18 protein-coding genes are annotated in these 22,315 nt (G+C 51.2%); 4 read left to right on the top strand and 14 right to left on the bottom strand.

All coding sequences use genetic code 11. The annotated features are described in order from the left end of the window. Nucleotides 1-136 precede the first annotated feature (136 nt). On the top strand, nt 137-1,144 hold the full coding sequence (locus tag ACOBQJ_RS14905; protein ID WP_421072562.1) for an aldo/keto reductase: 1,008 nt from the start codon (nt 137-139) through the stop codon (nt 1,142-1,144). A 64-nt stretch (nt 1,145-1,208) separates the two neighbouring features. Here ACOBQJ_RS14905 and ACOBQJ_RS14910 read toward each other — a convergent pair whose 3' ends face one another. Genes ACOBQJ_RS14910 through ACOBQJ_RS14920 form a run of 3 tightly spaced genes read right to left on the bottom strand, consistent with a single transcriptional unit; the run spans nt 1,209 to nt 3,239 of the window. Next, nucleotides 1,209-1,673 (bottom strand): hypothetical protein, encoded by a 465-nt coding sequence (locus ACOBQJ_RS14910; protein WP_421072563.1) that lies wholly within the window; start codon nt 1,671-1,673, stop codon nt 1,209-1,211. Between the two features lie 18 nt (nt 1,674-1,691). Beyond that, nucleotides 1,692-2,687 (bottom strand): flotillin-like protein FloA, encoded by a 996-nt coding sequence (gene floA, locus ACOBQJ_RS14915; protein WP_421072627.1) that lies wholly within the window; start codon nt 2,685-2,687, stop codon nt 1,692-1,694. A 48-nt stretch (nt 2,688-2,735) separates the two neighbouring features. Then, complete coding sequence (locus tag ACOBQJ_RS14920) at nt 2,736-3,239, bottom strand: NfeD family protein (RefSeq protein ID WP_421072564.1); 504 nt, start codon at nt 3,237-3,239, stop codon at nt 2,736-2,738. A 973-nt stretch (nt 3,240-4,212) separates the two neighbouring features. Between ACOBQJ_RS14920 and ACOBQJ_RS14925 the strand changes: the two genes are divergently transcribed. After that, nucleotides 4,213-6,042 carry an EAL and GGDEF domain-containing protein gene (locus tag ACOBQJ_RS14925; RefSeq protein WP_421072565.1) on the top strand — a complete coding sequence of 610 codons (1,830 nt, stop codon included), beginning with the start codon at nt 4,213-4,215 and terminating at the stop codon, nt 6,040-6,042. Between the two features lie 145 nt (nt 6,043-6,187). Here the strand turns inward: ACOBQJ_RS14925 and ACOBQJ_RS14930 are convergent, their stop codons facing one another. Further along, entirely contained in the window at nt 6,188-7,417 is a 1,230-nt protein-coding gene (locus ACOBQJ_RS14930) for an LL-diaminopimelate aminotransferase (protein ID WP_421072566.1), read from the bottom strand. 362 nt (nt 7,418-7,779) lie between these two features. Between ACOBQJ_RS14930 and ACOBQJ_RS14935 the strand changes: the two genes are divergently transcribed. Then, a complete protein-coding gene (locus ACOBQJ_RS14935) occupies nt 7,780-8,895 on the top strand; it encodes a copper amine oxidase N-terminal domain-containing protein (protein ID WP_421072567.1) in 1,116 nt (371 codons plus the stop codon). 109 nt (nt 8,896-9,004) lie between these two features. Beyond that, nucleotides 9,005-11,434 carry a DUF4855 domain-containing protein gene (locus tag ACOBQJ_RS14940; protein WP_421072568.1) on the top strand — a complete coding sequence of 810 codons (2,430 nt, stop codon included), beginning with the start codon at nt 9,005-9,007 and terminating at the stop codon, nt 11,432-11,434. Nucleotides 11,435-11,561: 127 nt separating this feature from the next. Here the strand turns inward: ACOBQJ_RS14940 and ACOBQJ_RS14945 are convergent, their stop codons facing one another. The 10 genes from ACOBQJ_RS14945 to ACOBQJ_RS14990 all read right to left on the bottom strand — a co-directional run bounded on the left by ACOBQJ_RS14945 (nt 11,562) and on the right by ACOBQJ_RS14990 (nt 22,264). Continuing rightward, nucleotides 11,562-13,496, bottom strand: a complete 1,935-nt coding sequence (locus ACOBQJ_RS14945; RefSeq protein WP_421072569.1) for an ABC transporter ATP-binding protein — start codon at nt 13,494-13,496, stop codon at nt 11,562-11,564. Between the two features lie 4 nt (nt 13,497-13,500). Next, entirely contained in the window at nt 13,501-15,228 is a 1,728-nt protein-coding gene (locus tag ACOBQJ_RS14950; RefSeq protein ID WP_421072570.1) for an ABC transporter ATP-binding protein, read from the bottom strand. A 25-nt stretch (nt 15,229-15,253) separates the two neighbouring features. Further along, on the bottom strand, nt 15,254-16,396 hold the full coding sequence (locus tag ACOBQJ_RS14955) for an efflux RND transporter periplasmic adaptor subunit (RefSeq protein WP_421072571.1): 1,143 nt from the start codon (nt 16,394-16,396) through the stop codon (nt 15,254-15,256). 14 nt (nt 16,397-16,410) lie between these two features. Then, nucleotides 16,411-17,112 (bottom strand): HlyD family secretion protein, encoded by a 702-nt coding sequence (locus tag ACOBQJ_RS14960; RefSeq protein ID WP_421072572.1) that lies wholly within the window; start codon nt 17,110-17,112, stop codon nt 16,411-16,413. 376 nt (nt 17,113-17,488) lie between these two features. Further along, nucleotides 17,489-17,851 (bottom strand): MarR family winged helix-turn-helix transcriptional regulator, encoded by a 363-nt coding sequence (locus ACOBQJ_RS14965; RefSeq protein ID WP_421072573.1) that lies wholly within the window; start codon nt 17,849-17,851, stop codon nt 17,489-17,491. 270 nt (nt 17,852-18,121) lie between these two features. Next, a complete protein-coding gene (dmpI, locus tag ACOBQJ_RS14970; protein ID WP_421072574.1) occupies nt 18,122-18,319 on the bottom strand; it encodes a 4-oxalocrotonate tautomerase DmpI in 198 nt (65 codons plus the stop codon). 65 nt (nt 18,320-18,384) lie between these two features. Then, nucleotides 18,385-19,944, bottom strand: coding sequence for an acyl CoA:acetate/3-ketoacid CoA transferase (locus ACOBQJ_RS14975; protein ID WP_421072575.1), 1,560 nt, complete (start codon nt 19,942-19,944; stop codon nt 18,385-18,387). A gap of 19 nt (nt 19,945-19,963) precedes the next feature. Next, nucleotides 19,964-20,473: an isopentenyl-diphosphate Delta-isomerase gene (gene idi / locus ACOBQJ_RS14980; RefSeq protein WP_421072576.1), complete on the bottom strand. Its 510-nt coding sequence runs from the start codon at nt 20,471-20,473 to the stop codon at nt 19,964-19,966. A 137-nt stretch (nt 20,474-20,610) separates the two neighbouring features. Then, nucleotides 20,611-21,531, bottom strand: a complete 921-nt coding sequence (locus ACOBQJ_RS14985; protein ID WP_421072577.1) for a SufB/SufD family protein — start codon at nt 21,529-21,531, stop codon at nt 20,611-20,613. Beyond that, on the bottom strand, nt 21,524-22,264 hold the full coding sequence (locus ACOBQJ_RS14990; protein WP_421072578.1) for an ABC transporter ATP-binding protein: 741 nt from the start codon (nt 22,262-22,264) through the stop codon (nt 21,524-21,526). The genes ACOBQJ_RS14985 and ACOBQJ_RS14990 overlap by 8 nt, the downstream gene beginning before the upstream one ends. Nucleotides 22,265-22,315: the final 51 nt, after the last annotated feature.

A 22,315-nucleotide genomic window follows, 5' to 3' on the forward strand; every position in this document is an offset into this window, starting at 1 on the left:
CGATGACGTGTTTTAATAAAATATAACATCTCATCTGATAATTATTTTTTCAGCAAATACTTCCATGTGTTTCTCTTTTGGCTGCGAAACTGGTAAAATAACCTGGATCGGAGCTTTTTTCATACAGGAGGAACATATGCGGTACAGGACACTGGGGAAAACAGGGTTGAAGGTCTCCGTGGTCGGGTTCGGCGGCATACCTATCCAGCGGGTTTCAGCCGGTGAAGCCGCTGCCATTGTAAACAAGGCCCTGGACCTGGGCATCAATTTTTTTGACACTGCCCGGGGATATAATGACAGCGAAGAAAAACTGGGCGCCGTTATAAAACTGAGGAGAGGCGAGGCCGTGGTCGCCACAAAGTCCATGGCCAGGACCAGGGAGGCAATGGCCGCGGACATCAATAAAAGCCTTGAAACGATGGGCCTGGAATACATCGACCTGTACCAACTGCACAATGTAAAGAGCAAAAAAGAGATGGACAGAATTTTAAGCCCGGACGGCGCGCTGGCCGCTCTGTTAGAGGCAAAAAAAGAAGGGCTGGTCGGGCACATCGGCATCACGGGGCACCTCAAAGATTTTTTGGCGGAAACGCTGCAAGTGGAAGAAATTGAAACGGTACAGTTCCCTTTCAACGCGGTGGAAACCATGGGTGTGCCGGCGCTGCTGGAACGGGCCGCGGAAAAAGGGACGGGCGTCATTGTGATGAAACCCCTGGCCGGGGGCGCTTTAAGAAACAGCAGCCTCGCCCTGCGGTACATCCTGGATCATACAGTGACTACTGTGATACCGGGTATGGACTCGCTGAAACAGGTGGGAGAAAACGCCGGGGCGGGAAGCGGCCCGCTGGCACTGACCACGGACGAAAAGAAAACACTGGACGTGGAAGTCAATACCCTCGGCGGGGAATTCTGCAGGCGCTGTGAATACTGCAAGCCCTGCAGCGAGCGGATCGACATCCCGACGGTATTTTTGCTGGACGGCTATTATACCAGGTATAATTTGCAGGACTGGGCCAGGGACCGCTACCAGGGCTTAAAAACCAAAGTGGACGCGTGCAACGACTGCGGCGAGTGTGAAGCAAAGTGCCCTTATGACCTGCCCATACGGCGGATGCTGGCGGAAGCGGCGTCCCGCCTGTCGTAACATCAAAAAAATAACTTAGTAACTCGGTACCAGGTACCGGTTACTAAGTTATCTCCCCGAATTATTATCTATACTTAAATCGTTTGCTTGCCTGTATCCCGCCGCGGGGTCCCAGGATTTGAGACCAGACCATTCCCTTGATAAATTCCCGCTGGCTTATCCCACCTTCAAACAGTTCCGCCGCGCCGCAGCGCCCGTCAAGCTCCCGGCGGGAGCCAACGTCCCTGCCGCGCTCGGGTGGGCTCTGCCCGGCCGGCTCTTTCAGCATTCCTACAGTTCTGGGAACATCGCCCGCCGCAGTTAAATCACCGCCACCGCCGCGTCCGGCCGGAAATCCCGGCAGGTCCGCCTCCGACCCGCCTTCGCCCGGCTCGCCGGCGGGAGCACTTTCCAGAAACAGGTCATCCTCGTCGTAGGGCAGTTCCTTCCGGGGCAACTCAAACTTGCCCCGGTATCCTGAACGCTCCATCAGGCGCCCGACGCTCCTTAGAATAATTACCACCATAATAATCAGCCATATATATTTCACAGCAACACGACCTTAGTATTACTTTTTATTGTCAGGCATTAACGGGCTGCTTTCTCCCTTGCCCTGGCCCATCTTCGAAAGCGAGTCGCGCATCTGGGTGTCCGCCAGGATGTTTTGCAGGTTGTAATAATCCATCACTCCAAGCTTGCCCTCGCGCAGGGCATCGGCCATGGCCAGTGGTACCTGGGCTTCCGCTTCAACCACCTTGGCGCGCATTTCCTGAACGGACGCTTTCATCTCCTGCTCCCTGGCCACCGCCATAGCTCTTCTTTCCTCAGCCTTGGCCTGGGCGATTTGCTTGTCTGCCTCAGCCTGGTCGGTTTGAAGCTGCGCCCCGATATTGCGCCCAACGTCTACGTCCGCGATATCGATTGACAGGATCTCAAAGGCTGTTCCGGCGTCAAGGCCTTTGCTCAAAACAGTCCGGGAAATCAAGTCGGGATTCTCCAGAACGTGCTTGTGGCTTTCCGCGCTTCCCACGGTCGTGACCACGCCCTCGCCAACCCTGGCCAGTATAGTTTCTTCCCCTGCGCCGCCGACCAGACGGTCGATATTGGCCCTTACGGTCACCCTGGCGATAACTTTGACCTCGATACCGTCTTTGGCCACCGCCGATACCAACGGGGTCTCAATCACCTTGGGATTCACGCTCATCTGCACGGCCTGAAATACTTCTCTGCCGGCCAGGTCTATAGCCGCCGCCCGCTCGAAAAGCAATGGTATAGCCGCCCGCTCAGCGGCAATCAGAGCGTTGACCACCCTGTCCACATTGCCTCCGGCCAGGTAATGAGCCTCAAGCTCGTTCACACTGATATTAAGACCGGCCTTGATCGATTTAATCAGCGGGTTGACGATCCTGGCCGGCGGCACCCTCCGCAAGCGCATGCCGATAAGGGTAATTATGCCCACCCTGACCCCGGCTGCCAGGGCTGAAATCCACAAACCTACAGGAATAAAGCTAAAAATTACAACAACGCCGATCAGGACCAAAAAAATCATTAATAGGGTTGCAATGGCTCCAGCACCCACTTACATCACTCCTTTAAATTTTTATTAGTCGGGTTATTCAAAAGCAGCTATCTCCTTCACCACAACCCGCGTGCCCTCCACCTTGATCACCTTTACCCGCTTGCCGGTGCTGATAAATTCACCTTCAGTGACCACATCCAGGCGGCTTCCTTCTATATCCGCTGAACCCGCGGGCCTGAGAGGGGTTACAGCAATACCTTCCTTTCCGGCAAAAAGCCTCAGTTCCGGCGCGGGGGCCACATACCCCTCTTTGCTATCCTGCTTGTTTTGCAGAGTTAACTTGTACCACATGTTATAGCGGGACATCAAACGCAGCCCCAGAATAAAAATAACGATAGTCGCTATGAGAGCCAGGACGAGGGCCGCCGTTGCCTGGGTGACGTCCACCGCGAGCAGCAGCACCCCCCAGCCCACCAGGATGAGCCCAACGATACCGGCCACCCCAAAACCGGTGAAAACGAGAGCTTCCAGCACAAATGCTATTATACCCAGCAATAACGCAAGAAAGGCCAGCCAATTGACTAAAGCTGGAGTCATGGTTTCCGATCACCTCCTGTATTGAGGTCTTCCTGATTTATTTTATCACAGCAGTCAATGCCCGCAGTAAATTAGCTTTCAAAGGATCACCAGCCGCCTTTCCGGTATGGCCAGTTTTTAGATTATGGTTTCTGCATCGGAGGTCTTACAAGCGATGTGGAAATGCCCATGCGTAATTAAAATGATATCGACAATAGCTCATGAATAATTTCTATACTGCCGGCACCAAATGTTTTACATTAATTTACATGCAACCGTAATAATGCCTCCGTGGAAGGGTTTTGCTGAATATTGTCGAAAAATACATAATAAACAAAATTATTATAAAACTCTTTATTGAGAGAAGGTTACTGATTTGTTTCTTAATATTAATGCGATAATCGGGGATGAATCAAGGTTTCCATTGGAACACAGGATCCTTAATATAACTTTGTTATTTAGCTCTGTTATTTGCTTTCTAAGCGGCTTTGTTAATTACTTCATTAGTTTAAATACAACAATTGCAATTTTTAGCGGCATTGTATTCGCATATCTTTATTATTTATCTATTGTCAAACAACAATACGTTATACCACTGTTCCTGGGCTTGCCCATATTTATATTTGTTATTAATCCAATTATGTGGTTTGTTGTTGCAGGAACCCAGGGCAGCTATCCATATTTCATAATATTATTATCTTCTGCAATAGCAATCTTGCTCTCAGGTTCGAGGAGAGTTATCTTTATATGTTGCCTAATAATAGTAACTATTGTGCTTATTATTTTCGAGTACAACCATCCTGATTTAATCAGAGGCTTCAGTGCGGACTTATATAGATTTATTGACATTTTAGGTGGATTAACAGTTGTTATTGTGACCAACACATTGTTGTTTTCCTTGGTTCTTAACAGTTACAAAAAAGAACATAAAAAGGCGGGAGAGTACTTAACACAGCTAGAAAAACAAAGTTTAAAAATTGAATTTCAAGAAAGTTTGAAAGTTATCAACGAGCAGCTTAAACAAGAAATTGCTGAACGTGAACAGGCTGAGAAGATGCTTCGGGAATCCGAAAAAAGATATCGCAACCTGGTGGAGAATATCAACGACGTAATTTTCACCTTAAATACGCAGGGCACCATTACGTACGTCAGTACTGCTATTGAGAAGCTGTTCCTATACAAGGCTGACGAAGTCACAGGCAAGCCTTTCGATTTCTTCATACACCCCGACGACCTGACCCTGGTTCTAAGCAGACTCGAACGTGTTTTGGCCGGAGATGCATTGCCAAGCGAGTTTCGCGTAATTGATAAGAACGGCGAAGTTCACTTCGTCCGTACTTCCAGCCGCCCGTTATTGATAGAAAACCAACTGGTAGGACTTACCGGTGTCTTGGTGGATATTAGCGGACGCAAACAGATGGAAGATGAATTAAGGGAACACCGGGACCACCTTGAGGAAATAGTGGATGAACGCACAACCGAACTAAAAACCGCTAACGAACAACTTCAACAGGAAATTGCCGAGCGCAAGCAGGCCGAAGCTCAGCTGAAACATCTAGCCACACATGACTATTTAACCGGAATACCCAACAGGTTTTCTTTCGAGGAATCCCTGAAGAACACCGTGGCAAAAGCAAAGTGCGGCAAGGATGGTTCCCTCCTTTTTATAGATATTGATAATTTCAAGCTGGTCAACGATACAAAGGGCCATATCGCTGGAGACCATTTATTAATCAATGCAGCCAGGATTATCAAGGAAAACATCCGCAAAAGCGATACCCTGGCGCGTCTGGGAGGAGACGAGTTCGGCGTGCTGTTGGAAGAGACAACCGTTGATGAGGCCAGGCTCGTAGCAGAAAAACTTCGCAAAAAAGTAGAGGACAACGATTTTTGTTTCACTAATTACGGATGCTTTAACCTGAGCATCTGTATCGGTATTGTAATGATAGACGGGTCCCTGAATTCTCAGAAGCTTTTAACTCTTGCGGACACCGCACTCTATGCGGCCAAGGAAAAAGGCCGCAACCGGATAGTCTTGCTGGATCCAAACGAGGAAACAACCACCAGGTTATCGGCAATCAACCAATTGGTCGCCCAGGTTAATATGGCTATCAAGGAAGATAAATTCGTGCTGCACTTTCAGCCGGTGGTACAGGTGGACAATGGAAAAACTCTGTACCACGAGGCTCTCCTGCGTTTGCTGGGAGAAGAAGATAAATTGATTTCACCAGGGGATTTTATACCGGTAGCCGAACGATTCGGTTTGATGCCTCAAATTGACCGCTGGGTGGTCGGCGAATCATTGAATATCATGCGGCAAAACCCAGGTCTATGTTTATTTGTCAACATATCGGGGTTAAGTTTGAGCGATGAATCCTTGCTGGGATACATCGAAGAAATGATCACGCAGTGCGGTATGGAACCTTCGAGAATAGGTTTCGAGATAACAGAAACAGCGGCTGTGAAGGATATGTCATTAGCCCGTCGCTGGATCGAAAGGCTGAAAAAAATAGGGTGCCGGTTTGCACTTGATGACTTTGGGATAGGTTTTTCATCTTTTTCATACCTTCAAATGCTTCCGGTTGATTATATAAAAATCGACGGTGCGTTTATTGTTAACCTGGACAAGGATCCATCCCACCGCGCTCTGGTAAAGGCTATGAACACCGTAGCCCATACTCTGGGAAAAAAGACGATTGCGGAGTATGTGGAGAATGAAAATGTTTTAGAGACCTTGCTAAAACTTAAAGTTGATTGTGCTCAGGGCTATTTCTTAGGTATACCCAAGACTTTAGATAAAAGGGATTTACAGGATAAAGCATAAAAAATTTTCACATGGCTTATTTATAAAATAAAAACTTGTTTATACTCCCAATCGTGCTTGATATGAGATATATAAACAAGCTATAAAAAAATCTGTAAAACGATTTAAATCATGTTAATCCTGTCAATATGTTTAAAGATGCAGGCTACAACCCGGTCCTGATCCGTTCGATGGCCCTTTCCGTGTTAGCCCTGGTGGCGAAAGCGGTCAGCCTGAAATATCCCTCGCCGTGGCTACCGAAACCGGCGCCGGGGGTACCGACCACGTTAACTTCCCGCATGAGCTTGTCAAAGAAATCCCAGGACTTCATATTGCCGGGGGTCTTAAGCCAGATGTAGGGGGCGTTTACTCCGCCGAATACCTTGTAGCCGGCTTCTTCCAGTCCCTTCCTGATAATCCTGGCGTTTTCCATGTAGTAGTCGATGGTTTCCCGGACCTGTTTTTTGCCCTCGTCTGTAAAGACTGCGGCCGCGCCGGCCTGCACGGGGTAGGAAACCCCGTTAAACTTGGTGGTCTGCCTTCTCAGCCACAGGGGGTTGAGGCTGTGCGCCCGGCCGCTGCCGTCATATGCCTTTACCTCTTTGGGCACTATGGTGTAAGCGCACCTGGTGCCGGTAAAACCTGCGGTCTTGGAAAAGCTCCTGAACTCCACCGCCACCTCGCGGGCGCCCTCGATTTCAAAGATGCTGTGCGGCACCCCATCTTCCCGTATGTAGGCCTCGTAGGCGGCGTCGAACAGTATGACCGACCTGTTTTCCCTGGCGTAATCCACCCAGACCTTCAGTTCATCCCTGGAAATGGTCATCCCGGTGGGGTTGTTGGGGAAGCAGAGGTAGATCATATCCACCCTGGCGCCGGGGAGGGGCGGCTTCATGCCGTTTTCCTCGGTACAGGGCAGGTATACTATTTTCTCAAACTGCCCCTGGCCGTTTACCGTGCCGGTCCGCCCGGCCATGACGTTGCTGTCGACATAAACCGGATAGACCGGGTCGCTTACCGCCAGCACGTTATCGATGCCGAAAATCTCCTGGAAGTTGGCAGTGTCGCTTTTAGCGCCGTCGCTTATAAACACCTCGTCAACCGCCAGTTCGACTCCCCTCGGCCTGAAGTCGTTTTCTATTATTTTTTCGCTCAGGAACTCGTACCCCTGCTCCGGTCCGTAACCCCTGAAGGTTTCCTGCCGGCCCATCTCCTCCACGGCCTTTTTCATGGCCTCTATCACGGCAGGCGGCAGGGGTTGGGTGACATCACCTATGCCCAGCCTGATAATATCCACGTCCGGGTTATCCTTTTTGAAATGGTTGACTCTCCGGGCTATTTCCGAAAAGAGGTAACTTCCGGGCAGTTTAAGATAATTCTCGTTTACTCTCGCCATAAAACTAAAAACCCCCTCTGTCCATGAAAGCAACTGCACTTTAAATTTAGCAGGTATTATATAACTAAACACGGCAAATTACAATTACTTTGTATGAAAAATAAAACACTTAATTCAGTGGCAGCGGAGGGCGTCAACAACCCCGCCCCCCTGACACCACCAAAGTATACACCCACAGGGGACCAAAGTATACATTTTTAAAAAATTATGGATATGTGGAGGATTAAAAATATTGCTGGCAAATACTTTATTTACTGGTTTTTGTCATCCGTTGACTAATTAAAATATGGAAGGAGGACATCCAGCACTCCTCAAGTATGGTTTCAATCAGAGTAACAATTTTTAATGAGGTGATTTAGAACATGAGAAAATTTCTGTTACCCCTGGCCGTTATCCTGGCGCTCCTGATTCTCCCCCTTGGCGCTTTTGCGGCAGATCAAAGCAATATTAAGGTAAAAATCAATGATCAGGTCCTTTACTTTGATGTCAACCCCATCATCGACAACGGCAGGACCCTGGTACCTGTTCGCGGTATCTTTGAAAATCTGGGCGCTGACGTGCAGTGGATTGCGCAAACAAGCACAGTCCTGGCCACCAGGGGCGACACGCAAGTGAAGCTGCAGATTGGCAATGCCAACGCTTATGTTAATGACCAGGTGATACCGCTGGATGTCCCCGCTAAAATCGTGAACGGCAGCACCCTGGTACCGGTAAGGTTCATTTCGGAAAGTCTCGGGGCCACGGTTGGCTGGGACAGCGGCAGCTCCACCGTGCTCATCCGGGACGCAGGCGCCAAATCCATAGACTATAAAAAATTGTATAACGCATTCATGAGTTCCCGGCAGGCTGAATTTAAATTCACGATCAAAGAAAATATATCACTGATGGGCCAGACCTTAAACGCCACCGGTTCAGGCAGCGGGGAAGTAAATAATAACGACGGGCATATCAAATTAAACCTTTCCATGCCGGAGCTGGGCGGCACAATGGCGATGGAGCTGATCATAAAAGGCGGAAATATCTATATGAAGATAGGCGATACTCCCTGGACCACTTCAAGTATAGATTTGTCCCAGGCCACCCTGGACTATGAGTTGCTTTCAGAGGCCATGCTCACAGAAATCCTCAAGGAAAGCGCAGTAAAACAGGAAAACAATGTTTCAATAAACGGAAAGTCAACCACGAAGTATACGTTAAAAACAGATGAAGAACTGCTGACCTCGGTTATTAACAATCTGTTTTCAGCAAGCGGTCAGTTCAACACGATGAATAACCTGCCATCCATATCGGCAATAGATTACCTCATAATAATTTACATTGACGATCAGGACCATATTGTTAAACAACAGGTCCAGGCAGAAATGAGCGGTACCATACCGGACCTTCAAACTAATTTCGACATTAACGCAACTGGCGATATCGATTATTTCAACGTCGGCAAGCCAGTTACAATCACTGCTCCAGCAATCGATATGTAAAGGACACATTGGTACCCGGTACCTAAGTTATTAAGTTATTGTATTCGGTATGCGACAGCGGAGAACCGTCCCCACTGTCGCATTTTTATAAAAAATGTTGAGGTAAAAAATGAAAGCAAAGTATTTGGTGTTTGCCCTAATTGTACTTTTAATGTTTACAGCGGGCGCTCAGGCCGCTCCTGATCCGCCTGCCTTTCAGGATATTGAAGGCTCTTTTGCCAAAGACGCTATTCTTAATTTGACTGGGCAGGGAATCATAAGCGGACTGGGACCAGGTGAATTTGGCCCCGAACAGGATATCAGCCGCGGCCATTTTGTTGTTCTTGTGGCCAGGGTGCTTGGAGTCCAGCCCTATTATCCGGACGCGCCTGCCTTTTCAGACCTGCCCCTTTCGGCGCCGGAATCCGGATACGTGGAAGCCATGGTCAAACTCGGCCTGTTAGCGGGTACCGGAAACAAGATCATGGGGGCGGATGATCCGATCAAACGTCAGGATGCGGCTGTTTTGCTGACCCGCGTGCTGCCGGGGGAGAATATTGAGACGCCTTTGCCAAGCGGCAGGTACCTTGATGACAGCCAGATTTCCCCATATGCAGTAAAAAGCGTGGCTTATGTAACCCTGAAGTACCTGATGAACGGCAGCGACAACCTTTTTCACCCGCGGGAGGAGTTGACCAGGGCGGAAGCAGCCGTGATCGCCGGCCGTTTATTGAAGATCAGGAAAGGACAAGCCCTGACCGCTTTACCGGTTGTATCCTCCCGGCAGATGCAGATAAGAACTGGAGAAACCAGGAAAATTGAAACGGACCAGTCCCAAAATCCACTGCCTTTCACAACAGTGTACGGGCTTGACGACCCGACTGCCGGCTCCATTTCCCCGGACGGCGCTTTTTCGGCCGGTCCGGAACCCGGCAAAGCCGCCATCACGGTTAACGCGGGATACAACTCTTACCTGGTCCATACCAGTATTACTTCCGCCGGCAGGTCAGGAAAAACAAATCCTGTTGCTCCTGTTAGTTTGCCCGAAGAAGACCTGACCAAAAGGGCAACCTACTTGGTGGAAGCGCATTCGCCCGACCAGGGATTCCGGCAAGCTGAAGAAAAGGGTTACCCGGGGCCAGAAGGAGGCCTCACTTCCCGGGAAGAAACATGGACGGGCTTTTATCGCCAGCAGGGGCGGGATATTTTGGTTGATTTAAAGAAGCCCTGCGCTGTTACAAAAATCTCTCTGGATTTTATGCAGGAAGCCGGGTCCGGCATATACCTTCCCCAATATATGGACTGTTCGCTGTCGGCGGACGGCAGGGCGTGGTACCACCTGGGGCGGGTCGCTCACAGCGTCTCCCCGGCCGAACCGGCAGTCCAAATCAAGGAATTCACCCTGGCCTTTCCGCCGGTGACCGCCCGCTACGTTAAGCTAAGCTTTCCAGTGGACGTCTTTGTATTCGCCAGGCACCTGGCCATAGGAGGAGTACAAGGCCAGCCGCAAAAACCGGAGGTCCTGGCCCGTGAAAAACAGCCCGGGCCGAGCGCCGACACCTACTTGCAGATACCGGACATCAAACACATTTTACTGGCTTTTTCAGGCAGCCACGGTGACCTGGGCACATGGACCTCCGGGGATTTTTTGCCCATGCTGGCCTACGTTGACAAGAGTTACAGCATAGAGGGAAAAATGTTTGACACCATACTCTTTCTCCCCTATCCCGACCTGGCCTGCACCAGGGAAGGTTGGGACGCCTACGCGGAAGATCTCTTCGCCCCCGGAGCGCAGCTGTCAGCCTTGGAGGAAACCATGGCCCGTTTGAATAAAATACCTGAATACCAGGGTAAAGTAAACGTCATTCTTACCGTTCCCTATCCCGACGGGCAGCAGGAAAGCTTCGGCATCCTGGAAAGCGGCGGCAGCAATCTTTGTTTCAGTGAAAAGAAAGCCGGCAAGGTTAAGGCGGCCGAAGATCGCCTGCTGGCTGTACGCTGGTTTTACAACAACCTGATGGACAGTTGGGACCGGGCGGGATTTAAACACCTCAACCTAGCCGGCATTTACTGGTACAGGGAGAATATGGACCCGACCACACCCGGTGACGTCGAACTGGTGCAGGACACTGCCCGGCTTGTGCGCAACGACGGCCTGAAATTTTTCTGGATCCCGTTCTTTGGAGCGCAGGGCTATGACGTTTGGAAATCATACGGTTTTAACCATGCTTTTTTGCAGCCCAATTATTACGCCGGCAATGTCCCTCCGGACGAGCGCATGGATAATGCCGCCGAACTGGCAAAACGTTATAACCTTGGCCTTGAGATAGAATGCGACGAGGGCATACTTTTTTATAACTCTAAATACTACAACCTTTTTTACAAGCAGCTCAACAAAGCGAAACAGCTAAATATGGATAAAGAGATGTCCATTGCCTACTACGCGGGTTCAAAAATCCTGGTACGCGCCTGGCGCAGCGATAATTACAAAATACGTTCCATTTACGAAGATATGTACAAATGGCTTAACGGAAAATACCAGGCGCCGGCTGTTCCATAAGCCGGCGCCCATTATAAGAATTAAACATATCACATGATTAACAGGATTTAGAATAAATTAAAACAATTATTTCAATTCTTTAATCCTGTAAATCTTAATAATCTTGTAAATCCTGTAAAATTTTTTATCAGGCGCTGGCGTCCGCAAACTGGCTGTTGTAGAGCTCGGCGTAGAAGCCGCCCCTGGCCAGGAGCTCGCTGTGGGTTCCCTGCTCGATGATGGCCCCGTGGTTCATCACCAGGATCAGGTCGGCGTCGCGGATCGTGGAAAGCCTGTGGGCGATCACAAAACTGGTCCTGCCTTTCATCAGGTTTATCATTGCCCTCTTGATCAGTATCTCGGTCCTGGTGTCGATGTTGCTGGTAGCCTCGTCCAGGATCAGGATGGCCGGGTCGGCCAGGATGGCCCGGGCAATGGTCAGAAGCTGCTTCTGGCCCTGTGATATATTGGAGGCCTCCTCGTTCAGGACGGTGTCGTAGCCGTCCGGCAGCGCCCTGATGAAGTGGTCGGCGTTGGCGGCTTTAGCCGCGCTGATAACCTCCTCCTCTGACGCCCCTTCCCGGCCGTAAGCGATGTTGTCCCTGATGGTCCCGTTGAACAGCCAGGTGTCCTGCAGCACCATGCCGAACATCGTGCGCAGGTCCCCGCGCTTCATATCCCTTATATCCACGCCGTCGACTGTAATACGGCCGCCCTGCACCTCGTAGAAGCGCATAATCAGGTTGACCAGGGTGGTCTTGCCCGCTCCGGTGGGGCCGACAATAGCGATGGTGTTTCCTTCCTTAACATCTATACTGAGGTCTTCCATGAGAGGTTCGCCCTCTTTGTAGCCGAATTTCACATGTTGGAACCTGACCCTGCCCCGCGGGAACTCGATCACCTGTGCGTCTTCCCTGTCCGGTTCCTGCTCCTCCTCGTCCAGGACCTCGAATACCCGCTCCGCGGAGGCGACGGTAGACTGCAGCACGTTGGCTATGTTGGCCACCTGGATAATCGGGTGGGTAAATTGCCTGGTGTACTGGATAAAGGCCTGGATATCGCCGATTTCGATTTTCTTCTGCGCCACCAGCAAGCCGCCCACGACGCAGATTAAAACGTACCCGATATTGCTGACAAAGTTCAGCGCCGGGAAGATGACGCCGGACATAAACTGCGCTTTCCAGCCCACCTTGTACAGCCTTTCGTTGATCTCCCTGAACTTTTCTATGGATTCTTCCTCCTGGCCGAATGCCTTGACTATTTTATGCCCGGCGTACATCTCCTCGACGTGGCCGTTAATCTCCCCGACGCATTTCTGCTGTTCCGCGAAATACTTCTGGGACCGCTTCGTGATCTGCACGGTTATCAGCATGCTCAGGGGCAGTGAAACCAGAGCGATCAGGGTCATCAGGGGACTGATGGACAGCATCATGACCAGGATCCCGATCACAGTGACCAAAGAAGTGATCAGCTGAGTCAGGCTCTGCTGCAGCGTCGTCGCAATGTTGTCCATGTCGTTGGTGACCCTGCTCAGGATCTCGCCGTAGGCGCGTTGGTCGAAATATTTAAGCGGCAGCCGGTCCAGCTTGTCCTTGACGTCGTTGCGCATCCTGTAAACAGTGTTCTGGGACACGCTGGACATGATGTAGCCCATCACGTAGCTGCACAGGGCGCTGATAATATAGAGCGCCACCAGCAGGAGGAGGATCTTCCCTACGTACTCAAAATCAAACCCAGGGATGGGCTGCTTTTTCAGGTTGTTGATCACCGCGGGCGGCATATTTTCCTGCATAGCGGTATAGAGCCGCATGAAATAGGCATACTTGGCCAGCACCCCGTCAGCCAGCTTGGTCGTGGCCTTCCCCAAAATTTTGGGGCCGACAATCGAAAAAATGGTGCTGGCGACAGCCAGGAAAAATACTGTGATAAAGCTGTACTTTTCAGGCTTCAGGTACTCGGCCAGCCTCTTCAGGGTGCCCTTGAAATCCTTCGCTTTTTGTACCGGCCCCATCATGTGGCCGCCAGGTCCCCTTGGTCCTCCCGGACCCCGGCGGGCGGGCCTTTGTGTATTTTGTTCGCTCATAGCGTCACGCAATCTCCTCTTCTGACAGCTGGGAGGATACAATTTCACGGTAAACCAGGCATGAATCCATAAGTTCCCTGTGTTTGCCCATGCCTGCAACCCGCCCTTCGTCCAGTACGATAATCCGGTCGGCGTCCATCACCGTTCCCACCCTCTGGGCGACAATAATTACGGTGGAAGCGGCGGTCTCTTTTCTGAGCGCGGCGCGCAGCCTGGCGTCAGTCTTAAAGTCGAGGGCTGAAAAACTGTCGTCCAGAATATATATCCCGGGCTTCCGGACCAGGGCGCGGGCGATGGAAAGCCGCTGCTTCTGCCCCCCGGATAAATTTGTCCCGCCCTGGGCGACTTCAGATTCGTATCCATCCTTCATCCCGGCAATGAATTCGCTGGCCTGGGCGATCTCCGCCGCGCGGGCGATCTCTTCAGGTGTCGCGTCAGCCTTGCCGTAGCGGATGTTTTCTGACACGGTCCCGCTGAAAAGGACCGGCGTCTGGGGCACAAACCCGATCTTGGCCCTGAGCTCTTTTTGGCTTACCTGCCGGACATCCACGCCGTCTACCAGGACTGCGCCGCTGTCAACATCATAAAAGCGGGGGATCAGGTTAATCAGGGTGGACTTGCCCGAGCCAGTGCCGCCAATGATGGCGGTCACCTCTCCCGGTGATGCGGCGAAAGATATATTGCTGATGGCGGGCAGCTCGGCGCCGGGATAGCTGAAGGTGACGTCCTGAAACTCAACGTAACCTTTCTTCCCGCTGCTTTCCATACTCCGCGGCGGGTCGGCTATGCCCGGCACCATGTCCAGCACTTCGTTCACCCGGGCAGCCGAGGCCTGGGCCCGCGGCACCATGACAAACATAATCGTCACCATGATGATGGAGAACATGACCTGCATCGCGTACTGCATAAACGCCATCATGTCCCCCACCTGCATCATGTTCTGGCTGATGCGGTGGCCGCCAAACCAGATGATGGCGACAGTGGTTAAATTCATAATGACCATCATCACCGGCTGGACCAGAGCCATTATTTTGTTGACCCTGATAGCGTTGTCGGTGAGGTCGCGGTTGGCCGCCTCAAACCGTTTGTTCTCGCTCGCCAGCCTGTTGAAAGCCCGGATCACCCTGATCCCGGTAAGGTTTTCGCGCAAGACCAGGTTAACCTTGTCCAGCTTGACCTGCATTGCTTTAAACAGGGGGACGATAACCGTGGCCAGGCCGCCGATCAGGAGCAGCATGACCGGCAGCACCACGGCCAGGATAATAGTCAGCTGAGTGTCCTTGGAATAGGCCATGATGATGCCGCCCACGCACATAATCGGGGCAAAAACCATAAAGCGCAGCCCCATGATCACCAGGGTCTGCACCTGGATAATGTCGTTGGTGGTCCTGGTGATCAGGGAAGCGGTCCCAATCTTGTCGAATTCATGCAGGGAATAGCTCTCCACGCGTGAAAAAACACCGTCGCGGATATCCCTGCCGAAGCCCATCCCTATTATTGAAGACAGGTAGCTGCCGATAATGGAGCAAATGCTGCTCACCAGCGCCACTATCAGCATGTAGCTCCCGTATTTCCAGATGTAGCCGGTATCGCCCTTCATCATGCCGTTGTTGACGACTTCCCCCATCAGCGTGGGAAGGTACAGTTCCGCTATGGACTGGGCGAAAAGGACCAGCATGACCCAGAACAATGGCCAGAGATATGGCCGTAAAAACCGGAATAATTTTACCATCTATATCAATCTCCGCTTAGTTCAACTAGTTGATAACAACCGGCTTATTGTCGGAAAGAGCGCCCACATTGGTTACCGCGACTTTCTCACCCGCGCTCAGCCCGTTTAAAATTTGGGCGTTCTGATCATTCTTCAGCCCTACTTTGACAACCCGCTTTACAGCGGTATCGCTGTTAATCACAAACACGCAGCTTTCCCCGCCGCCCTGCACTACCGCTGACGCCGGGACCACAATTCCTTTTACCTTAATACTCGTCGCGGCGCGGGCAGACAACCCGGCTGTAAGGCCGCCGCTGTTGTTAACGGCGATTTCCAGGGGGAACACCTCGCCGGTGCTGACCGCGATAGGCCCGATGCCGGATATGGTCCCTTTGAGCCTGCTGTCCGGGTAGCTGTCAATGGTAACGTCCATTTCCCGGCCGACCGACAAAAGCGGCAGCAGGTCCTGTGAGACAGTGCTTTTTAATTTCAGGGTCGAAGTGTCGACAATTGAAATCACTGCAACGTTTGGCGTAACCACCTGGCCGGCGTTCACGTTCTGGACGGTCACGATCCCGTCTAAAGGGCTCCTGACCGCAGCGTTGTCGATCTGCACCTGGATGTTTCTGATGTTGGCCCTGGCGGTGCTGATCGCGGCCTGGGCCTGGGCCTGAGCAGGGCCGGAAGCGTTTTCATACTGGTTCCGCGCGATATTCAGCTTATCCGTGATATCGTCCATCTGGCTTTGCGATACCGCGCCGGACTCGTAGAGGACCTTGGTCCGGTCATATAGTTTCTGGGCCGCGTCCAGGTTTATTCCGGCCAGTGAAGCCTGGTTGACAGCCGCCTCCGCCGCCGCCCCGGCCGACTGCAAGCCGGCTTCGGCCTGCGCCAGCTGGGCGCTCAGTGTATCAGTATCCAGCTGCATGAGGATGTCGCCGGCCTTTACCGCGCTGCCGACACTGAAGCCCAGGCTGACCACTTTGCCCGATATTTTACTTGCAATGTCGACAGAATGGACCGGCACCAGGACACCGCTCAGTTCCAGCGTTGTTTCAAGTTCCTGGTTTTCGGCGGCTGCCGCTGTCACCGCCACCGCCCCGCCCCCGTTCCGGCCGCAGCCGGCGGCGGATAACAATAGGATTACAGCCAGGAGCGACGCCAGGATTTTTTTTGTTCGCTTACTCATATACAAACCTTCTTTCACTGATTGATATGGATTTTCACGGTCGCGTTCATGCCGAGCATGAGGGTCAGGTTGTCGGCGCCGGTGATGGCAATTTTCACCGGGATCAGCTGGGTGACCTTGGAGTAAGTCCCGCTGGTGTTGAGTGACGGAAACTGGCTGAATGCCGACTGCGTGGCCTGCCCGATGCTCTCGACATAACCTGTGAAGTGTTTGTTGGAGTACGCGTCAATTTTGATATTTACTTCCTGGCCCGGCTTGATCTTGATAATATCGGTCTCTTCGATGTTGGCCTTGATGTATATATGGGAGGTATCAGCTATAGTCGCGATCTCCATACCCGGCGAAACCACCTGGCCCTGGACCACATTTGAAAGTATGACTTTGCCGTCGATCGGTGATTTGATGTCTGCCTTTGAGATGATGGCGTCAGCCGAGCTGGCCAGCGCCTGGGGGTTCATGGCGGTGCTGGTCACCATCATGCTGACGTCCTGCTTTCCAAGCACCTGCCCGATCTTGACGTAGTCCCCCTCCCTGACGTCCCAGTTTTTAATTTTGCCCGTTACCTCCGGGGTCAGCGTGATGTAGTCTGATGTGATCTGGGCGTTTTCTGTGGAGAAATAGTTGATACTTTCATAAACGTAGTACGAGAGCCCGGCCGCTCCGCCGGCGAGGACGATTACGGCCAGTATAATGAGAATTTTTTTCAGGTTTTTCATACATTGACCACCTTTTGTTCTACAGATTTACTCAGGTTGCAGATAAAGTACGACCGTGTCCGAAAAGCATTTGGGGTAGTTGGCCCGGGTTTTTCCTCCGCTCTCTTCGCAATTTTCATGCTGCCGAAAAAGCGTACTTTTATCCACCGCTGCAGCAGACTGCCATACGTTGCATACGCGGCTATTTAAGCTTTTCTGCATGCCTGCACGCGCTATAAACCGCACCCAGTGCTCCGTTCGCTCCGGATAAACGCCCGGCCCGGCGAGTCAAGCCTTTTCGGACACTGCTGTTTGAGGTGGGGACAATAGGACCGCCCCCCATGTCAGTCCCCTTGTAGGGTCGGCTTCAGCCGACCATATGCGACTGAAGTCGCACCTACTCTGCATTTTTTAAGATCTCGATAATTCTTCTCAGCATGTAATCCAGCTCTGCCAGTTCTCCGTCCGGAAGCAGCCTGAGCTTTTCCATCAGGTCAATTCTTATTTCCGCAAATATTTCTCTAAGCATGTTTCTGCCCTGTTCAGTTACCTCTATACGCACAATGCGCCGGTCGTTTTCATCCTCTTTTTTGGCCAGCAGGCCCTGGTTGATCAGTTTATTAACAAGGGGAGTCAGCTGCTGTTTTGATATCTGCATCTCATGAGCCAGCTCCGACATCGACAGGGAGCCCTTACGGTACAAGGTTGAAACCGCAAAATGTTGAACATGGCTCAGGTGGGAGCGTGTTTTCTGTTCCAACGGCCTGAAAAATTTGTCCCTCATATAAGCCAGAAGCGTAAAAAAACTGCCGGCAACGTTTTCTAAGTCGCTAATTTTAACACCTCCCTGACATGTACTTTTACCAATAGAAATAGTATATTATGAATAAGCTCGATAGTAAACATTTATTTACTATTAACACAGTGTAGTATTTTGCGGAGTTGGGCAAAAATGGTGAAGAAAAAAGGACGTCACCCTGTTTCCCTTGGAAACAATAAGGACGTCCTTTGTTTGCCCTTGCCTGGCTGTTTAATCTTTACCACCAATAGACTTGCTCAATGATTTCCCCCCGACGCCAATGTTGTCAAACTGGTTTTCTTTCAGGTAAACAACAAAAGCGTCAGGAGAGATTTTCAAAATATCACTGGCGACCCTGGTAAACTCCGCTATAAGGGCCTCCTTCTGATTTTTATCCATCTTGCCTGCTTCAAAAGTGATTACCGGCACTAGCAATCCTCCTTTAATACACCGCAATAACTTAATAACTTAGGTACCGGGTACCTAATGCAATGCTAATGCGATTGAACAATTTGCCTGAGTTTTCCCCATTTCGGCTCAAATATTTCCTTCTGCATTTCTTTTAAATTGGGAGAAATCCTGGGTTTGAAATCCATAACAGCCAGGACGTCTTTTTCCAGGTCGAGGCCAGGCGCGATCTCGATTAGAGTCACCTCTCCGTTTTCCAGGGTGAAGACGGCGCGCTCGGTGACATAGAATACTTTCTGCCGGTTTTTCTGAGAATTCTTGCCGCTGAAGGTAACCTGGGTCACTTTCTGCACGAATTTTTTAATATCGCCCTCTTTCAAAATATGGATCTGGCCGTCTTTCACCTCGTATTCCGCGCCGGCGGTCATGGTGCCGACAAAGACCACCTTCTTGGCGGTCGAGGAGATATTGACATAGCCGCCAGGCCCTACAACCCTGGTGCCAAACTTACTGACGTTGGTGTTGCCTTCCTGATCAATCTGGGCGGTTCCCAGAAAACATATGTCAAGCCCGCCGCCGTCATAAAAGTCAAACATGCTCGGGTGCTCAATTGTACATTCCGAGTTCCAGGTAGCCGGGAAATCAGGTCCTTTGGCCGGCATGCCGCCAAAGTTGCCTAACTCTGTGGTGAGTGTCATCATTTCGGTCACGCCTTCCTCGGCGGCAACACTGGCCACTCCGTCAGGCATGCCGATGCCCATGTTCACCACCGCGCCGGGGCGCAGCTCCATAGCCGCCCTGCGGCCGATAATCTTGCGCTCGTCAAGAGGCAGGGGAGGTACGCTGCCCAGGGGCGTCCTGATATCGCCGGAGAGGGCGGGGTTGAGGTAGGTTACTTTCGTTTGCAGGTGGTTTTCAGGTTTGGCGACGACAACGTAATCCACCAGGACTCCCGGCACTTTCACACTCTTCGGATGAAGTGTGCCGGGTTTGCTCACATATTGTACCTGGGCAATGACAAAACCGCCGTTGTTTTTTACCGCCGTGGCCAGTTGCAGCGCTTCCAGGAACAAACACTCCTTATCCATTGTAAAATAGCCGTTTTCGTCGCAGGTGGTGCCCCGGATAACGGCTACATCGATGGGGAACGTTTTGTAATACAAGTACTCTTCCCCTTCAAATTCAATCACTTTCACCATATCGTCCTTGGTGATTTCATTGACTTTGCCGCCCTCCAAACGCGGGTCGGCATATGTGCCCAACCCCACTTTGGTGATCACGCCTATTTTTTTCCCGGCCATCTGCCGCCATAAATGGGTCAAAACTCCCTGGGGAAACAGGTGGCACTCAATTTTATTTTCAAGCACAAGTTTGCCGTACTTGGGAGACTCGCCTATATGTCCCCCGATGTGCTTTCTGACCATACCCTCATGGGCAAAATGGTTGAAACCCCTCTCCTTGTGGTCGCCGCAGCCGCAGCTGTGCGTGATAAATAAATCCCTTGGATGCCCGGTTTCCAGAAAGCGCTTCTGCATGGCTATGGCCATTTCTTCGGCAAAGCCGCACAAGCCTGCTGTAGTCCAAGCCACACACGCGCCGTCCGGAATCAGCTCGGCGGCCTTTTCGGGACTAATAACTTTGGACATCGAGCTTTGCTCCTTTCAATTAAGAATTTGCTTTTAACTTTTCCCAGGCAATCTTAAACCATACCGTATAGATATCCGGATTTTCCTTCATGTCTTTCTCTAAAATATCTTTTGAGACCCACCTGTAATCAGCTGCCTCATCCGCATTCTTTTGGGGTTCCCCATCCCATTTACCTACGAAAACATGGTCATATTCATTTTCTGTTAAGCCATTTTCAAACTCGCATTTATAGATAAATGAAAAAGCTTCCACCATCCTGGTATCGAAGCCCATTTCTTCCCACAGCCTTCTGTGCGCGGCTTCCTCCAGGGATTCGCCCGGTCGCGGGTGGCCGCAGCAGGTGTTCGCCCACAGCCCCGGACAATGATACTTCCCCTTGGCACGCTGCTGTATTAACAGCTCACCCCTGGAGTTGAAAATAAAGATTGAAAACGCCCGGTGCAGCTTCGCATCCCTGTGGGCGTCAATTTTTTCAGCCGCCCCGACCGCATTATCATTTTCATCTACCAATGTAACATATTCCTTCATAATGCAACCTCCGGATATACTAGAAGTATGCCTGAATCGGTGAAGCTTTATAATAATAATGTACCCGGTACCAAAGTTATTAAGTTATTGTCAATAACTTAATAACTTTGGTACCGGGTACGGCAAATAAAATTATCTTATTTCAAAAAGCCCTCTAAAATGGTGTCCTCGGCTTCTTTTTCTGAAAGGCCCATCGTCATCAGCTTGATCAGCTGTTCACCGGCGATTTTACCGATGGCGGCCTCATGCACCAGCTGGGAATCGGCATGCTGAGCCGATATTTCCGGGATGGAGCGGATTTTAGCCTCCTGCATGATAATCGCGTCGCACTGCACATGGCCGCGGCAGCGGTTCAGCCCGATTACCCGCGGGTAGAAAATCTGCTGTGAATTATCCCTGGCCACCGAGCGGGATATAATCTGCGTGGAGGCATCCAGTCCCGCCAGTTCAACCGTTATTCTAGACTCGGCAAACTGGTCCCCGTCGGTAAGCATCCGCTCGGTTACATACAGGTGACCGTTATCGTGCACCCTCGCCTCTGTTTCGCGCATCGTATTGTCCACACCGCTGATCTGGACCAGCTCCATCTCAGCGTGGCCGTCTTCTTCAACTTCAACTATGGTCCTGGGGTTAAGGATTTTTTTGCCGCCGCCTTTCCCCTCGCCATAGTGCTTTTCCACGTAACGCATCCTGGCGCCCTTACGGACGATGAAATTATGCACGCCATCGTGCTGGGCGTTTTTATCACCCGGGTTATGGATGCCGCATCCGGCGATAATGGTTACATCCGCGCCCTCACCGATATCAAAGGTATTATAAACAAGGTCGTGCAGTCCTTCAGCTGTCAGGATCACCGGGATGTGCACGCTCTCCCCTTTGGTGCCGGGCTTGACAATAATATCGATCCCGGGCTTGTCTATTTTTGTCCTGATCTCGATATTGGGAGTGACGCTGCGGTCAACACCGACCCCGTTTTTACGGATATTATAAGCCCCTTTCGGAGTGCCGTGCATGTCAGCGACCATTTCTAATATGTGTTTGTCGATACTGTTAAGCATTTTCAACCACCCTTTCGTCGCAGCCCGTGCGGCATGAGCATGCCGAATCCTGCATAATCAGGGGCCAGATCTCATCCTTTGTGCCCTTATGCTTTATAACACCGTCGGCAACCAGGATAATCTCGTCTGCCAGGTTAATGATCCTCTCCTGGTGGGATATTAAAATAATGGTTGTGTCATACTGCTCGTGCAGGTCGTTGAAAGTCTCGATCAGCCTGCTGAAGCTCCACAGGTCGATGCCTGCCTCTGGCTCGTCGTAGATGGCGACCTTCAGGTCCCTGGCCAAAAGCGTGGCAATCTCTATCCTCTTCACCTCGCCGCCGGAAAGGCTGGTGTCGACTTCCCTGGCGATATAATCCTGGGGACAAAGCCCCACTTTGTAAAGGAAATTGCAGTCGTTGCATGTCCTGTCTTTTCCGGACGCTATTTCAAGCATTTTACCCACAGTCAGGCCTTTGAAACGGGGCGGCTGCTGAAACGCGTAGCCTATACCCGCAAGAGCCCGCTCGGTAATACTGTGTGATGATATATCCCGGCCGTTCAACAGGACCTCGCCGGAAGCAGCCGGGTAAATGCCCATGATCGCCTTGGCCAGGGTTGACTTGCCGCCGCCGTTCGGCCCCGTTAAAACATACAGTTTATGGTCTTCCAATTTTAAATTGATATCTCGCAGGATTTCAACCGTCCCGTTTTTCCCTTCCAGGGATACTCTGAGGCCCTTGATTTCCAACATGAACATCACCTCTATTTTAAAGCGTTATCATTAGTTCATATAATACCGGCA

It is taken from the genome of Pelotomaculum propionicicum, assembly GCF_048984525.1.
GTDB lineage: Bacteria > Bacillota > Desulfotomaculia > Desulfotomaculales > Pelotomaculaceae > Syntrophopropionicum > Syntrophopropionicum propionicicum_A.